12 protein-coding genes are annotated in these 16,793 nt (G+C 58.8%); 3 read left to right on the plus strand and 9 right to left on the minus strand.

The features are described 5' to 3' along the window. Positions 1–91: 91 nt before the first annotated feature. A complete protein-coding gene (locus tag BM235_RS01315; RefSeq protein ID WP_090108731.1) occupies positions 92–1,066 on the minus strand; it encodes an oxidoreductase in 975 nt (324 codons plus the stop codon). Between the two features lie 117 nt (positions 1,067–1,183). Here BM235_RS01315 and BM235_RS01320 point away from each other — a divergent pair, with 117 nt between their 5' ends. Then, entirely contained in the window at positions 1,184–1,627 is a 444-nt protein-coding gene (locus tag BM235_RS01320) for an Lrp/AsnC family transcriptional regulator (RefSeq protein WP_090108732.1), read from the plus strand. Here the strand turns inward: BM235_RS01320 and BM235_RS01325 are convergent. The 7 genes from BM235_RS01325 to BM235_RS01360 form a co-directional block, all read right to left on the minus strand. Beyond that, on the minus strand, positions 1,618–2,955 hold the full coding sequence (locus BM235_RS01325; RefSeq protein ID WP_090108733.1) for an LLM class flavin-dependent oxidoreductase: 1,338 nt from the start codon (positions 2,953–2,955) through the stop codon (positions 1,618–1,620). The two genes, BM235_RS01320 and BM235_RS01325, sit on opposite strands and share 10 nt — an antisense overlap. 386 nt (positions 2,956–3,341) lie before the next feature. Beyond that, positions 3,342–3,815, minus strand: a complete 474-nt coding sequence (locus BM235_RS01330) for a MarR family winged helix-turn-helix transcriptional regulator (protein ID WP_090108734.1) — start codon at positions 3,813–3,815, stop codon at positions 3,342–3,344. A gap of 114 nt (positions 3,816–3,929) precedes the next feature. After that, complete coding sequence (locus BM235_RS01335) at positions 3,930–6,179, minus strand: alpha-L-fucosidase (RefSeq protein WP_090108735.1); 2,250 nt, start codon at positions 6,177–6,179, stop codon at positions 3,930–3,932. Between the two features lie 29 nt (positions 6,180–6,208). Further along, on the minus strand, positions 6,209–7,558 hold the full coding sequence (locus BM235_RS01340; RefSeq protein WP_090108736.1) for an alpha-L-fucosidase: 1,350 nt from the start codon (positions 7,556–7,558) through the stop codon (positions 6,209–6,211). A 106-nt stretch (positions 7,559–7,664) separates the two neighbouring features. Continuing rightward, positions 7,665–9,311: a type 2 periplasmic-binding domain-containing protein gene (locus tag BM235_RS01345; RefSeq protein ID WP_143106610.1), complete on the minus strand. Its 1,647-nt coding sequence runs from the start codon at positions 9,309–9,311 to the stop codon at positions 7,665–7,667. A gap of 64 nt (positions 9,312–9,375) precedes the next feature. Beyond that, positions 9,376–10,260, minus strand: a complete 885-nt coding sequence (locus tag BM235_RS01355) for a carbohydrate ABC transporter permease (protein ID WP_090108739.1) — start codon at positions 10,258–10,260, stop codon at positions 9,376–9,378. Between the two features lie 25 nt (positions 10,261–10,285). Further along, a complete protein-coding gene (locus BM235_RS01360; RefSeq protein ID WP_255374006.1) occupies positions 10,286–11,248 on the minus strand; it encodes an ABC transporter permease in 963 nt (320 codons plus the stop codon). Between the two features lie 219 nt (positions 11,249–11,467). Here BM235_RS01360 and BM235_RS01365 point away from each other — a divergent pair, with 219 nt between their 5' ends. Both BM235_RS01365 and BM235_RS01370 read left to right on the plus strand, forming a co-directional pair. After that, complete coding sequence (locus BM235_RS01365) at positions 11,468–13,054, plus strand: response regulator transcription factor (protein ID WP_090108741.1); 1,587 nt, start codon at positions 11,468–11,470, stop codon at positions 13,052–13,054. Further along, complete coding sequence (locus tag BM235_RS01370) at positions 13,051–14,778, plus strand: sensor histidine kinase (RefSeq protein ID WP_090108742.1); 1,728 nt, start codon at positions 13,051–13,053, stop codon at positions 14,776–14,778. The genes BM235_RS01365 and BM235_RS01370 overlap by 4 nt, the downstream gene beginning before the upstream one ends. A gap of 90 nt (positions 14,779–14,868) precedes the next feature. Here the strand turns inward: BM235_RS01370 and BM235_RS01375 are convergent, their stop codons facing one another. After that, a complete protein-coding gene (locus BM235_RS01375; RefSeq protein ID WP_090108743.1) occupies positions 14,869–16,722 on the minus strand; it encodes a nuclease-related domain-containing DEAD/DEAH box helicase in 1,854 nt (617 codons plus the stop codon). Positions 16,723–16,793: the final 71 nt, after the last annotated feature.

Genomic DNA, 16,793 nt, shown 5'->3' on the forward strand with positions numbered 1-16,793 from the left:
GGGGCTGCGCGCGACTTATGAGTTATTCCGGCGCCCGATCGACGCCTTGCTTCTTTATCGGAAGCTCTCGATCAGCCCCTTAGAGCAGCGGTCACGACAACAAGCTTTCGGCAAAATCCGGATCGTCGAGCATCGGACTTCCGATGGCGATCAAATCCGCCAATCGATCCTCCAATGCGCGGTTGGCGAGACTTCGCGTATGAAGCTTGCCGACCGCGATGACCGGAATCCGAAAATGCTGTTTGATCGCGGCTGCATGCGGCAGCTGATATCCCGGATGCACGTCCGCCGGCTTGATCGGGAGCAGTCCTCCGCTGGAGACGTGGATGCCGTCCAGATCGTCTTCGAGCGGCTTTAACAGGCGCACCCATTCCTCGGGCGTAAGCCCGCCTTCGTGATAGTCCGTGGCGGATATCCGTATGATGACGGGATAATCCCTCCCCACTTCCTGCCTGATCGAGAGGAGCGCCTCCTTCAGAAATCTTGACCTGCCCTCGGCATTGCCGCCGTATTCGTCCGACCTTGCATTGGTGAGCGGGGATAAAAATTGGTGCATCAAAAAGCCGTGCGCCGCATGGATCTCAATGCCGTCAAACCCGGCTTCGACGCTTCTGACGGCGGCGAGGCGGTACGCTTCGACGACGCTGCGAATGCCGGCCTGCGTCAACGCCTCGGGCGTGCCGTAATGATCGTCGAACGGCAAGGCGCTCGGCGCGAACAACGATCGGGTTACCTCGGGCGAGGATTTCCGGCCGCCATGCGACAATTGAATAAATACGGGCGTTCCGTACGCATGGATCGCGTCCGTAATGCTCTTTAACGGCTGTACATGCTCCTGCGTATAAATGCCGATATCGTTGGGCCATAGCCGGCCATTGGACGCAATAGCCGTCGATTCCACGATAATAAGCCCTACGTGGCGCGCTCTGCGGCCGTAATGGGCAATGTGATGATCCGTCGGGAACGCGTCGATCGTGCCTTTGTATTGCTGCAGCGGGGCCATAACAAGCCGGTTTTTCAGCTTCAAGCTTCCCAGCGTCGCAGCGTCGTTGACGGTAAATGACATCGATGATTCTCCTTTGCAAGCCATTAGCGGCATTTAGGATGGTTTCGAACAGGCTCGCGTGCTATTATCAAGGCTAAACAGAGTAAGTCTATCGGATATTCAGAAGCGGAGGATTCTATGGACCACATCGATTCCAAAATCATGGCTCTCTTGCACGACAACGCCAGAATATCGATTTCCGAAATGAGCAGAATGATCGCCATGTCGCAGCCCGCCGTAACGGAACGGGTTCGGAAGTTGGAGGAGCAAGGGATCATTACGGGTTACCGCGTGCAGCTGTCCCCGCACAAACTGGGTAAGCATACGACTGCATTCGTGTTGTTCAAAACCAACAAATGCCCCGACCTGACCGCGTTCTGCGAGTCGTCGCCCGATGTCGTGGACCTCTACAGAATTAGCGGGGAATACAATTTTCTGATGAAGATCGTTACGCAAACGACGGAATCGTTGGCGAGCTTGCTGGACGAATGCAATGCCTTTGGCTTTTCGTCTATTCTGGTCGTGCTCTCTACGGCGTTCGAGGATAAAAATATCGCGGAGGTCGGCCCCTCTCATCCTTGAGCATCTGCCGCCGCGGTAAGCGCGTAGCGATTGGCCGGTATCGGCACGCCCAGATGGCCTCGCAGCGTGTCCGCTTCGTATTCGGTGCGGTAAATGCCTCTTTGCTGCAAAATCGGGATGACCAGCTCCACGAACTCCTCCAGCGCCCTCGGCGTAACGGATTGAATGAAAAAGCCGTCCGCCGCTTCTTCTTCGTAGTAACGCTGAATCAAGTCGGCGATATGCGCGGGCGTGCCGATAAAACCGCCTGGCGGCGATACGAAGCGAAGCGCGACCTGGCGCAGCGTCAGATTCTCCTCGCGCGCGATTCGCCGGATTCGTTCGGTCGTGCTTCTGTAGCTATTGCTGCCGAGATCGCCCAGATCGGGGAACGGCGCATCCAGCGGATATTGCGAGAAATCGTGATGCTCATAAAACCGGCCGAGGTGAGCGATCGCTTTGTCGATCGTGACCAGATTGGCGATCTCCTCGTATTTGGCCTTGGCTTCTTCTTCCGTGCGGCCGATGATGACGCCGATGCCGTGCAGGATCGCGATATCGTCAGGCGACCGCCCATAGGCCGCGGCGCGCGCTTTGACGTCCCGGTAGAATTGCTTGGCGTCTTCGATATAGGCATGCTCCGTCAAGACGGCATCCGCCGACCGCGCGGCCAGATTCTTGCCGGCTTCGGACGAGCCCGCCTGGAATACGACCGGCTGTCCTTGCTTCGAACGCGCGATGTTGAGCGGCCCGCGGACGGAGAAATATTCGCCTTTGTGGTTAAGCGTATGAAGCTTGGACTTGTCGAAAAAAACGCCGGTTTCCTTGTTCCGGATAAAGGCGTCGTCCTCCCAGGAATCCCACAACCCCCGCACGACTTCGAGATACTCCTCCGCCATGCGGTAACGCTCGGCATGGGACGGATGCCCGTCCTTGCCATAATTGAGAGCGGAGCCTTCCAGCGGCGAGGTGACGACATTCCACCCCGCTCTGCCGGCGCTGACGTGATCCAGCGAAGCGAACTGCCGGGCGGCATTGAACGGTTCGCTGTAGGAGGTCGACAGCGTGCCTACCAGGCCGATTCTGCTCGTAACGGCGGCAAGCGCGGACAAGATGGTAATCGGTTCGAACCGGTTGAGAAAATGGGGAAGGGAATCCTCCGTGATATAAAGTCCGTCGGCGATAAAGACGAGATCGAACTTGCCGGCTTCGGCTGTCTGCGCTTGCCGTTTGTAAAATTCAAGGTTGACGCTCGCGTCGACCGGCATGTCAGGGTGTCTCCACAGGCCGGTATGCGCCCCCAAGCCTTGAATGATGGCTCCGAATTTAAGCAACTTTTTTCCGGACATTCCGATTCGCGCTCCTTGTCGTCGTATGGTAAGACCTTGCCGGCTTACAGCGGGTATCGAAGGGCATTTCTCCCTGAATGCTGCCGAACTTCGGCCCCGCCGATGGAGACGGCACGGAAAAACGCTTCGATAAGCGTAACACCGACTATTCAAGTCGGTACATAAGGTTTTGAAGGGAAAACCGCGCTAAAAAAATGAATTTTACGGAAATGGCATACCGTTTCCTTTCAAACGAAGGGAGGCCGGGACGATTTCGATCAAAGATAAAACCATAACAAAAAAGCCTCTGCACGATCGTGCAAAGGCTCATCATTTCTACATCCATTCTCGACGTAAAAAAGCCCCCACTATCGCTCGAACGAGAGGGGCTGCGCGTGACTTATGGGTTATTCCGGCGCCCGATCGACGCCCTGCTTCTTAATCTCCGCATCCAAATGCCGGCTATACCTTTCCACGAAGCTCAGCATGGTGTCATACTGCGCCTCCGTCACCTGCTCAAAAACCGCTTTATCCCGTTCCCTGAACTCACCGTGCAGCTCATCATGGAGGCGGTTAACGGCCTCCCCTTGCTCCGTCAGCCTGAAGTAAATTTCCTTCTTGTTATCCGGCCGCTGGAAGCTCTCGATCAGCCCCTTTTCCATGAGCTTCTTCGCGATCTTGCTGATCGCGCTTCTCGTCATGTAGAAGTGCTCCGCAAGCTTCGTCACGTTGGCATCCGCATGCTTGCCGATGTATTCGATGCAGTGCACCTCTGAAGGCTTGTACCCTTTCAAGCTGACTTCCATCTTGGACTTGTTGAGCCACACCAGCTTGTTGTACAGCTCCCGGAAGCCGGTGATGACCTGTTCTTCCTTGTTCATGGCTTTGTCCTCCCGCGGGTTGGTGCAATAACCCTAGTATAACACCGCGCGAACGCAAAAACGGGACCGCGCGGAGAACTTCTCCCGCTCGGTCCCATTTCCATTGTTCTTTCTTTACTGATAGATCAACGCATCGACCTCGACATAGTAATTCGTTGCGATCACGTTCTTGTCGCTGCGGGCCACGATCTTGATCGTGTGATTCCCGCCGGACAGGCCTTGCTTGTTGTAGACCGTGATGCCCGTATGGCGGTTCGGGCTGTAGAGGTCGACGGTCCGGTCGAGCGTCCCGTCGATGTACACGTCGGCTTTGCCGTGGTCCGCGTCCAACTTGCCCACCCACTCCACGCTCGTCCCCGTGAAGGAAGCTTCGGCAAAGGAACCCGCCGTGGAGGTGTAGTGTCCCGTATGCTTGTAGTAGTCGACGCCGGATACGCTGGTGAGCCAGGTACCGGTATAATTCCAGCTTGGATGGGTGTCGTCCCGGGTCACGACCGGCGTGCCCTGCGAGACGTTGAACCGGTCGACTTCGACATAGTTGCCTACCGAAGAGGCATTTCGGTCGCTGCGCACGACGATCTTGATCGTATGCGAGCCGGCGGACAGATTTCGCTTCGTATAGAGCAGCGTGTCGATGTAGCGCTCGGCGTTGTACAGGTCGACGGTCTGATCCAGCGTTCCGTCGATGTACACGTCGGCCTTCCCGTGGTCCGGCCCCAGCACGCCGTACCACTCGATGCTTTTTCCGGTAAACGTATACTGCGCATAACTGGCCGATGTCGTCGAGAAGTGGCCGGTATCTCCGTAGTAGCCCGTCCCGGTCGGAACGCTGGTAGGCCACGTGCCCGAATACGCGATCCCGCTTGCGGTGTCATCCGTGACCGTCGGCATACCCGTCGCGACGTTCATGCGGTCGACCTCGACGTAGTAGTCGGTGGAGGCGGCGTCCTTGTCGCTGCGGGCCACGATCTTGATCGTATGGCTGCCAGGCGCCAGGCCCGTCTTGGAATAAATCTCCGTGTCGACGAATCGGTTGGCGGCGTAGAGATTGACCGATTGATCCAGGACATTGTCGATATAGACGTCCGCGGTCCCGTGATCCGGCCCCTTTACGCCCGACCATACGACGTTGGTGCCGTTAAACGTATACTGGACGTAGCTGCCCGGCGTCTTGGTGAAGTGGCCGGTATTGCTGTAGTAGCCCGTCCCGGACGGAATGCTCGTTCCCCAAGTCCCCGCGTAAGCGAACGCGGCATCCGCGTCGTCCGTCACCTGGACGCCCGGCCCTTTCCCGAGCAAGCCGTTCTTAATCGCGACCAACTGCGCGAGCTGCGGCGCGTTGATATTGCCGGTCTTGTCCACGTGCGGGCCGAAGGACAGCACGCCGCTCTGATTGGTCACCTTGGACAGATAATCGACGATGTAGGGCGTCGTATACTTCAGTCCGAAGCTATTCCAGTCGTTGCCCTGGTAGGCCGTCTCGCTCCACTGGATGCCGCCGATCCATCTGGTATACGGGGCTGCATTGGCTTGCGACGGGAGAATGGACAGCTGGTTCTGCTCGCCCGTAATGTAGTCGGCATGCGTCGTCATCGGCAAATCGACGGCCAGGCCGGGATCGAAGGCGACGATGGCATTGGCATTGCCGTGCTTCGCGGCTGCCGCGAACGTCTGGAAGTTGTGCGCCTTCGTATAGTCAGTGTATGCCTGCGAGATGTCCGGCTTGCCGTACTGCGCGCCGTTGTTGTAGGTACCGTCGAACCACCAGCCGGCCACCTTGGAGCCGTACCGGTCCGACCATTCCTGAATGATGCTCTCCCACTTGGCCTGGAAATCCTGGGTGGCCAGATGATCGTAGATGGGCGCCGGATCCCCGAGGATGTCGCCGACGCCGGGATCGTCGGAGGGCGTGCGCGCGGGGAGATAGAGCATCAGCTTAATGCCGTACGGCGCGAGCGCGTCGTACAGGTCCATCGGCAGATCCCGCGTGGACATCTTGGTCGTCGTGGCCGTTCTGCCCGTCAGCAGATCATAGGTCGCATTCGGGGAAGCGAAGTACCCGGAGTTCTGCCCTAGCGTGAAGATCACGTACTTCGCCCCGGATTCGTTCGCTTGTTGGGCGAACCGCGCGACGTTGAAGCCGTTAACCAGCGTATTCCAGTCGCCCGTCATATCGCCGCCGCCATAGAGCCATTGGACGAAGAGGCCGTACTTCCCCTGCATGAACCAGTCCGTATTGGCATTGTACGTCTGCGCGGACGCCTGCTGCCTCGGTATCGCGAGCCCGATCAGCATCGCCGCGATCAACAGCATACGGAATAATGCGTTTTTCTTGAGAAATCCCATCATGATCGACCTCGTCATTCTCATGAGCCTCCTCTAGGAATAGCGTGCTAACCGTCGTTCAAACTGTCCTTCAGACTGTCCCTGATCGCCAGCAGCTGCGCCGTCTGCTGCCGGTCCAGCCGGCCGAACCGGTTGACCTTCGTGTCCAGCGCAATGACCCCGCCGCGCGCCACTGCCTTCTTCACCCAAGACACAAGATCCGGGGTCGGCCAATTCAAGCCGGTATTGCCCCATCCGGCCAGATCCTTCACGAACTCGCCGAGGAACGTCCAGTGGAACCACTGCACGCCGTTCGCCTCGTCCGCCCAACGCCCGCCTGCCGGCAGCGGTCCGATCTCGTTGGTCTCGCCCGCGATGTAATCTTCGTAGGGCGAGTTGACGAGAATGTTGCTGCCGATGCCGGAGTTGAACGCGACGATCCGCGAGGGGTTCCCGGACTTGGCCGCGTTCACCAGGCTGTACCAGTTGTACGGCAGCGTCAGGTCGTCGTAGGCCTGCTGAAACCACATGCCGTCGAACCACCAGCCCGCGACCTTGTCCCCGTACCGGTCCGACCATTCCCGGATGACCGACTGCCACTTGGCCTGCGTCTCCTGGGACGGCGCGATCTCGATCGGATAATCGAACGCCTTGTTAATGGCGAAGTCGCCCTCTTCCTTGTGCGCCTTGCTGGGCGGATTCGCCGGCGAATACAGGATGAGCCGAATGCCGTGCGGCGCCAGCGCCTCGGCAATCTCCATCGGCAGGTCCCGGGTCGAAGCCCGCTCGCCTGGCTTCACGCCCGCGATGCGGTCGTACGTCGCGTTGGGCGACAGCAGGTACCCGCTGTTCTGCCCGAGCGTGAGGATGACGAAGCCGGCGCCCGTCTCCACGACCTGCTGCACGTACGCGTCTACGTCAAAGCCGTTAATGACCTCGTCCCAAGACTCACCCGGCTGCCATTCTTCTCCCGGCTCCGCAGCCACGCGGTTCATGAATTCGGCCAGCAGATGGTGGGAGATGCCGTAGCGCGCCCGGTGCAGCCAGTCCGTGTTGGGATTGCCCTCCACGTCCGCGATCGGGCCGGCGGGCTCGCTCGTCGCGGATCGCGGTACGGCGCCCTCGGCTCCCTCCCGAACCGTGATCTCGCATATGTAATAGCGGCCCACGGCGTCGGCGGCGAGCGGCAGCGCGTCCTGGACCGCCCCCGCCACCGGGTTGTAAGTTCCCTCCTTCGCATTCGAATTGAACCATTTATAGGAGATTTCCTTGGTTCCTGTTTGGGTTTCGGTTCCGTTTCCGGCTTCAGTTCCGGTTCCATCGATCACGCCGCCGAGCGCGCGGACGACCGCCTTCAACTGGCTTTTCTTCCGCAGCGGACCTGCGATCATTACCTCATAAGCGCCTTCGATACGCATCGGGATGCACTCCTCGCGAACCTTCTGGACAGCGCTGAAGCGAACACCGGAGCGTACTTCTATCGCCTCGATCTTCGCTTCAGCCGCTGCCTAGCCATGTTCTGTTTTATTTTTTGTTCAATTCGTCCAGCTTGGCCTGCGCCTCGGCCAGCACCTGCTCGCCGCCCGCCTTCTTCCACTCCGCGACGAAGGCGTCGAACTCGCCGATCGGACGTCTGCCCGTAATGAAGTTGATATAGTTCTTGATCGTCATCTGGTCGAGCGCGTCCTTGAACTCCGTATAGACCGGCTTGTTCAGCGGCGTCATGAAGTCGTACTTGCCGATGCCCTTGCTTGCGGCTTCTTCCTTCACCGGCATGAGATCCTTGCGGGTCATGAACGGCGCCTGGAAGTCATAGTCGTTGAAGCTGGCCGGCGCATGGTAGTACGGGCCGATACCGAACTTCGTGCGCTCCTCTTCCTTGTCGTACGGCGGCAGATAGACGTAGCTGCCATCCGCTTTGTGCTCGTACGTGACGCCCTCTTTTCCGTATTTGATCTTGGTAAAGAGGTCCATGTCGAAGGAGGTGGCATCGAACATTTGCAGGTACTTGGCCATCTTGGCTTGATCCTTCTCGAGCTGGATACCGAACTGAATGCCGGTGCCAAGCATCGGGTTGCCTTCCGTGATGCCGGATTTGCCGTCCGGTCCCTTCGGTCCGCTGCTGAGGGCCCACTCGGCATTCGGCACCTGCTCGCGCAGCTTCACGTAATACTTGCCGCTGAAGAACGCTTCCGGCTGGATGAATTCCCACCACGATCGGGCTACGACGCCCACCTTGCTGGAGATGACCTTGTCGTCGAGATTGGTGTCTTTATTGACGAAGAATTCGGGATCGATCAGTTCGCTCTTGAACCATTTGTTGAGCGTGGTCAGCGCTTCCTTGGCGCCGGGCTCCACCTCGCCGCGTACCGCCTTGCCGTCCATATCCACCGTCGCGCCCGGATATACCCCGTAGGCGCCGAATACCGGCGAGAAGATCGCGGCGATCGAGGGCCCCTGCCCCGACGTGGTCACGGCGGTCATGCCGTAGGTGTCCTTCTTGCCGTTGCCGTCCGGATCGTCGTTGCGGAACTTGGTCAGCGCCTCGCCCATCTCGTCGATCGTCTCCGGCGTCTTGGCGATGCCCACCTTCTCCAGCCAGTCCTTGCGATAGCCGAGCACCTCGGAGGAGGAGGCGAGCGTCCACAGGACGGGCAGGCTGTAGATCTTGCCATCCGGACGTCTGACATAGCGCATCGGATCGGGGCCGAGGTTCTTCTCCATCCACTTCATATAGTTCGGGGCGTTCTTCTCCAGCAGCTCCAGCGGGATCTCCGCGGCCGCGCCCTGATCCGCGAACTTGTCGGCGTCGGCGAAGGGGACTTCCTTCCACCAATCCGGGATGTCTCCCGAGGCGATCTGCAGCAGCAGCTTCTCCCGGATCGCGTCGGGGTCGTTGGTGGACGTGTAGAAGTCGAGGTCCACGCCCAGCTTCTCCCGGATGGCGTTCATCGCGTAGCCGTTCAGATTCGTCTTGTCCGCGTCGAAGTTCCATACCATGAGCTTCATTTTTTCTCCTGAAGCGCTTGCGGAAGCCGACGCGCCGGCCGAGCCCGACGCTGCCGCCGATGACGGGCTGTCATTGTTGTTCGCGTTGCCGCACGCCGAGACGATAAGTCCCACTTGGATGACACTTAGACCTGCAGCGAGCCACTTCATGCGTTTAACCATCCGGATACCGCTCCCTTTTTTATGATCTGTCCGATCTTGCCTTTTGAAGCTCTATTTGAAGGACTTAGCCTTTAATAGCACCGACCATGACGCCTTTGACAAAGTACTTCTGCACGAAGGGATACACGACCAGCATCGGAATGATCGAGAGGATGATGACCGTCGATTGCAACTGCCGTCCCGTATACTTGGTGTCCGTGCTCATCTTCTGGATCATCGCGTTCAGGTTCGAGGTATCGTTCTCGATGACGATCTTGCGCAGCACGACCTGCAGCACCTGCTTCCGGCTGTCCGAGATGTAGATCAGGCTGTCGAACCAGGCATTCCAGTGCCCGACGCCGACCCACAGCGCGACCGTGGCCAGCACCGGCGTCGAGAGCGGCACGATCAGGCTGACGAAGATTCGTACGTAGCCGGCGCCGTCTACCCGGGCCGACTCCTCGAGGCTCTCGGGGATGGACCGGAAGAAGTTGCGCATGATGAGCACGTTAAACGCGCTGATCATGCCCGGCAGCACGAGGGACCAGACCGAATTCAGCAGCCCCAGGTTCTTGATGAGCAGATAGTTCGGGATGAGCCCGCCGCTGAACAGCATCGTGAACAACAGGAAGCCCGTGCAGGTCCGGTTGAGCGGCAGATCCTTCTTGGACAAAGGATAAGCCGTCAGCGCCGTGAATACGAGGATCAGGACCACGCCGAGCACCGTGCGGACGATCGTATTGAGATATCCCGTCCAGAGCGGCGTGTAGTGGAAGGCCAAGCGATACGCCTCGAACGACAGCTTGCGCGGATAGAGCATGAAGCCGGTCGAATAGGCCGAGGCGCCTTCCTCCAGGGAGAGCACGATCTGGCTCCAGAAGGGATACAGCGTGACGAACATCAGGACGATCATGCCGGCGTACAGCAGCACGTCGATCATTTTCTCCGTAAGACTCTTGCGGTACACCATCGTAGTACCTCCTTGCTCTGCGGCATCACCACAGCGTGTGCTCGTTCCCGCCGATCGTCTTCACGATCCGATTCACGCCGAGGACGAGGATGAGCGCCACGACCGACTTGAACAGCCCGACCGCCGTGGAGTAGCTGTAGTTCGCGTTGATGAGTCCGATCCGGTACACGTACGTATCGATGATATCGGCTACGTCCATGACCTGCGCGTTGTACATATTGAAGATCTGATCGAAGCCGGCGTCCAGGATGGACCCCATGGACAGGATCAGCATGATCGAGATGACGGGCACCAGCATCGGCAGCGTGATATAGAGCATCCGCTTGAACCGCCCCGCGCCGTCGATGATGGCCGCCTCGTGCAGCTGCGGGTCGATGCCCGCGATCGCCGCCAGGTAGATGATCGAGCCCCAGCCGAAGCTCTGGTAGATGGAGGTCCCGACCAGGATCGACCGGAAGTAGTGCTCATCCGCCATGAAGATAACCGGGAGATGCCCTATCGCCTTGAGCAGCAGGTTGATCGGACCTTCCAGCGAGAAGATCGTGATGAAGATCCCCGACAGGACGATCCATGAGATAAAGTGGGGCAAATACGAGATCGTCTGCACCCATCGCTTGAACCGGCGGCCCGCGAGCTCGTTCAGCAGGATGGCGAACAGGATCGGGACCGGGAAGCCGAACAAGAGCTTGTAGAAGCTGATGATCAGCGTATTTTTGAGCACCACGTAGAAGTGGGGGTCATTGAAGGCCTTGTCGAAGTACTTCATGCCCACCCAGGGACTGTTGGCGATGCCTCCCATAATCTTGAATTCCTTGAAGGCCAGGATCGCCCCATACATCGGGATATAATTGAAGATGATCAAGAAAACAAAACCGGGAACGAGCATGAGCAGCAGCGCGCGATATTTGACGAAGCGTCTGGCTCGCTCGTCGGGTCCGGCCCTGGGCCGGAGCTCGCGGTAAGCCGTCGGTGCGCCGAGATCCGACACGGGTCCCCCTCCTCTCTCTTGGTTGCTTATGACTTGCGCTCTTGGTCGCAGGTACATCGTAGCATAGGTTTGGAAGCGCTGTATTCTTCTCATATCTTCGATTCGTTTCACTTTACTGCGATGTTCCCGGGGCGATGTTGACGAGACTTTCGGCGCAGCCTGATAATCAAATAGGAAGACATCGGCTAGAAGAATCGAAGTTCGGGGGAGGCATCGGCCGTGTACAGCATACTGATCGTGGATGACGAGCGCTTCGAGCGGGACGGCGTGAAGTTCCTCATCGACAAATACGGCCTTGCGCTCGAGATCGCGGAGGCGGCGAGCGGCGAAGAGGCGCTTCAATATATAGCGGAGCATCCGATCGACATCCTGCTGACGGATATCCGCATGCGGGAGATGGACGGTCTGCAGCTGGCCGAGCAGGTTCGCAGCTTGCGGCCGTCCGCGAAGATCATTTTCTTAAGCGCTTACGGCGAGTTCGAATACGCGCAGAAGGCGATCCATCTGCAGGCGATTCAGTACATCCTGAAGCCCGTGGACGTGACCGACTTCCTCGACGTGCTGATGAAGGCGATGCAGATGCTGCAGGAGGAGGAGCGGGCGCAGCAGTCGCTCCGCCAGGAGAGTCAGAAGAGCATCCAGTGGGAAAAGCATCGGATCCTGGCGGATCTGCTGCGCAGCGGCGGCGATGCGGGCGCCCTGACGGACGGCGACCCCCGGCATGCCCTGCTGCCCTGGCATCAGGTGCTGCCGAACGGGGATCTGTCCGGGGAGCGGCGTTACCGCATGATGATGCTGGATACGAGACAGCGGTTCTTCGACTCGGCGGATCCCGAATTCGAGCGGAGCCTGACCGAGTGGCTGCCCTATCCCAGCTCCATCATTAACATGAACGAATACCAGAGCCTGATCCTGCTCGAGGTGGAGGCGGATGAGCCGGCGGAGCGGTTCGGCGAGCTGGGCCGCGAGATCATGGCGTGGTTCAAGGCGCAGTCGCGGCAGGAGATTAGCGTCATCGTCAGCGAGGCGTTCGGCGATGCGGAGGGCATGCGCGACGAATACCGGAAGGTCGAGGCGATCCTGGAAAGCAAGTTCTTCTATGAGGAGGGCGGCGTCCGGCTGACCGCTACCTTGGCGGAGCAGCCTGTCGATACGCAATCTATCGAGCAGACGCTGGAGGAGATCAACGAGCTGATCGAGCGGGGGGAATTCGGGCTGGTCCGCACGCGCTTCGAGGCGCTGTTCGACCATCTGAAGAATAGCGACCGGTTCTCCGTCATCTACGTGAAGTACATCTGCTCGGAGATCGTACGCTCGATCCTGAAGTCTACCAAGACCAAGGACCTGGACTTTTTCAAGCAGAGCCTGGAGACGATCTACAAGACCGCGGTGCTGAAGGATCTGCGCGGCGTCATGACCGCTATCTTCGAGGCCTACGGGGCGCAGCTGACCCCTGCCTCCCCGTCTCAGCCGCCGGAGTCCGTGCACAAAGTCGTGGCGGACGTCATCCAGATCATCGAGCGGGAGTATCGATCCGAGCTGTCCGTCGAGCTCATCGCCGAGCGCGTGTATCTGACGCCGAGCTATCTGAGCCATCTGTTCGCCAAGCAGACCGGGCTCAGCCTGATCAAGTATCTGACCATGCACCGGCTGGCCAAGGCCAAGGCGCTCCTGCAGGAGACCAACCGCAAGATCATCGACATCAGCCACGACGTGGGCTATTCGAATTTCCCTTATTTCTGCACGCTGTTCAAGAACTACTACGGCAAGACCCCGACGCAGATCCGGGAAGGGAATCTGCCATGATTCGGCTGGCCCGGCGCTTCCTGGACCGGCTGCGGTTCCGGCAGAAGCTCATCCTGACGTATCTGGTGATCAGCATCATCCCGATCCTGATCCTGGGCATGTACTCCTATTATCAGTCCAAGACCTTCCTGCGCGAGCAGGCGCTCGAGAGCTTCCAGCGGAACGTGGACGTCATCTCGGAGAGCGTTCAGTCCAACATGGATCACTACGAGACGATGTCCAGCCTGATTCTCTATAACAACGTGGTGCAGCGCATCCTGTCCAACCGGTATATGGATCTGTACAATCTGTATCTGGACTTTAACCAGTTCCTCAATCCGTACCTCAACATGTTGATGAATCTGAACAAGGATACGACCCAGCTGTCGATCTACACGAACAGCCAGCTGCCTGAATACGGCGAGTATATCAACAAGATCGACCGGATCAAGGCGCTGCCCTGGTACGCGGACGTGGAGCAGGTGAAGGGCGTCAAGTGGTACCACGAAGACGATTCGCTGTTCCTCGCCGGCCCTTTTCCCAAGCTGTATGCCTCCGACCGGTCCGCCGTGACGGTGAGCGAGGATAACGTGCTGTACATCCGGGTCAACAACCGCACCCTGTTCGCCGACCTGCCCGACACCTTGTGCCAGCACTGGGTGTTCCTGGTGGATGGCCAGGGGGCGTCCATCTACTCCAACCATGTGATGGATACGCAGACCGTCGCGCTGATGGGAAAAATACAGAACAGCCAGATGGGCGAGACGAGCATCGACGGGACGAAGATGCTGATGATCAAGCAGGCGATCCCGCGCACCGATTGGACCCTGTACTGCCTCGTGCCCTACCGGGACATCGTCGAGGACTCGGGCAGCATCGTTAGCGCGACGCTGATCATCGCCGGCATCTGCCTGCTCATCCTGATCGTCATCATCTCCCTCTTCGCCAACTCCATGATCCGGCGCCTGTACCGGCTGAACAACTGGATGAAGCGGGCCGAGGACGGCGAGCTCGAGCTGCGCATCCAGAACACCTCGCGGGACGAGATCGGCGAGCTGACCGACCGCTTCGGCCATATGATGCAGCGGATCAACGAGCTGATCAACGAGGGCTATAAGAACAAGATCATCCAGAAGGAAGCCGAGCTCAAGGCGCTCAAGTCGCAGATCACGCCGCACTTCCTTTACAACACCTTGTCCTTCATCAACTGGAAGGCGCTGAGGAGCGACGATCAAGAAATCAGCCATATGGTGACCAGCCTGTCCCGCTTCTATCGCACCGCGCTCAATCGCGGGGACAACATCATCTCCGTCCGCGACGAGATCATCAATGTCCAGTCCTATCTGGACATCATCCTGACGACGAGCGGGCACAGCTTCGACGTGTTCTACAACATCGACGAGGAGATCTACGCCTACGGCATGATCAACCTCATCCTGCAGCCGCTGGTCGAGAATGCCGTCAAGCACGGCATTAACCGCAAGACGGACGGCGGCAAGGGCCTGATCGAGATCTCGGCGCGCCTGCACGACGACACGATCGAATTCAGCGTGCGGGACAACGGGCCGGGCATCGAGCCGCAGCGGCTGGCGGAGCTGCTCTCCACGCCGACCGCGGGCTACGGACTGAAGCACGTGGACGAGCGCATCAAGCTCATCTTCGGCGCCGGCTTCGGGCTGACGATCGAGGAGGTTGAAGGGCCCGGGGCGTGTATGCGGGTAAGGATACCGAGGCAGGCGGTGTGAGGGGTGCCGCAGAATCCGCACATTTAGCGTCGCATGCATGGCGTTATCGATACCGAAAAGGCCCTCCGCGACCGGAAGGCCTTTTCATCCTTATCCCATCTTCTTCGCCGTCTTCCCCTTCTTGCTCCGCTGCTCCAGCACCTCGTCCAGATACGCCGTAAACTTCGACTCGCCGCTGTAGGAGACGAACAACCAGTCGAGCGCCCGCGTCATCGCGCTATAGAACAACGACACTTCCTTCTCCTCCGCCTGCTCGAGCGGGTACGGCATGCTGTCGACATTAACGACGAACACCGCCCGAAAAGCAAGCGCCTTCGCTCCGATGATAGTCGAGAGCTTAATCGATTCGTTGGCGCGATCGGACCGCCCTGCTGCATCCTCGTTTTCCAAGATCCAGTCATACGGCATGCACGCTTCAGACAGCGCCCTGCGGATCGCGTCCACATAAGAGGTGTGATAGTTATCCTTCACGCGGTATAGAATCGCCATGTCGGCATAAGGGATTTTCTGCTCGTCATGCAGATAAGCGATACGTTCAACGACTTTCTTCAGCTCATCGCTAAACCGATCGCATCGCGCGATGACCGGCTCCGGCCCCTTCCGGTGCGTGCTGTACGGGGGGATGAGGTCTACGCCGTCGACGGATCCGTTCTGAACCTTGTCCTGCAAAGCGGAGTGCCGCTGGTAAAAGTCCCACGCGAACTGCACGATCTGCGCCGTGTTCCGGTAATTCATCGAGAGAATACGCGATCTATCGCGGCGACCCATGCCCTGAGCGCGATTCCCCGCCTGCGGCAGACGCTGCGTCTCCGGATTCAACACGAGCCCCAGCAGCTGCAGCCATTCCGGCTCGAAGCTCTTCCCTTCGTCGACGAAGATCGCATCGTAAGTGGGCAGGATCGCCTCATGTTGATCCAGCTTCTCGATCAGCACCGGGATGTCCGCCTCCCGCCCATTCAGGACCGTCCTCAGCCACTCGTGGAAATTAAACACCGCGATGTTCGACTCCGCGGCGGCGCCGGCCTTCTGCTCTTCGAGGCGGATGAGATCCAGGAGATCCTCCGGCTCCTTCATCAGCTCTTCGATCGTCTGCCTAAGCGTACGCCCTCGCGCGATCTCGCGGCAGAGCACGAGAATCTTCCAGTCCGGATACTGCTTGGCGAGCCTCCTGGCGCGGCCGGCGAGTACGACCGGTTTCCCGCCCCCGGCTTCCGCCCGAGCTCTATTTTCCTGATGCAAATCCGTCGTCTGGATGTGCCGGAGCGAGAGGAGCAGCTGATCCTGGTCATCGGCCGGCTGCCTGAACTCCGCGCTGATCCGCGCCTCGGCAAATAGATGCTGCCGAATCGCCCGAATATCCTCCGCCGTCAGGTAGTAGCGGTTGCTGCTCCACGCCGTGAACATCCCATGGATTTTATCGATCAGGCCGTCTGCCGAAAACCTCGCATCCTCCTGGTCGATCTCGTCGCGACACAGCACGAACTCCGGCGCGATGACCTCGTACAAGTCATATCGAATGAAGTCATCCCGCTTCAATCTCGTAAATACGGTCCCGCAGCCGCACGCAAATTTAAGCTGACCGCGATGCTTCCCTTCCGTCTGAATCAGATCGGGATCCTGGCTCAGCTGATTCGCCACATGCCTGGCGTGATCTCGCGCCTCGTTGTACGGATTCCGCACCGTCTCCACGCGACCCGCAGCGGTATGCAATTGCCATCCGCGATCATCCATTTGGAATAGCATAGACGCGGTGTAGTCCCTCACTTCCAGCACGACCAGACCCAGATCCGGGCCGATGACGACGAAGTCGAGCTTCTTCCCCTCGATCTCCGGCTCATAATACACCATATAATCGCTCGGCAGGCATTCCTTCAAGGCGCGAAAAAGTAGACGTTCCCCCGCTGCTGCACTTGTCCGAATAACCTCCGGGACCATATAGGCCATCTCTGTCACACCTTTAACTGATTTATCCGAATTGATAATAGTATATATTCATTTACTGGAGATGGGTAGGA

Source organism: Cohnella sp. OV330 (genome assembly GCF_900112065.1).
Classification (GTDB): domain Bacteria; phylum Bacillota; class Bacilli; order Paenibacillales; family Paenibacillaceae; genus Cohnella.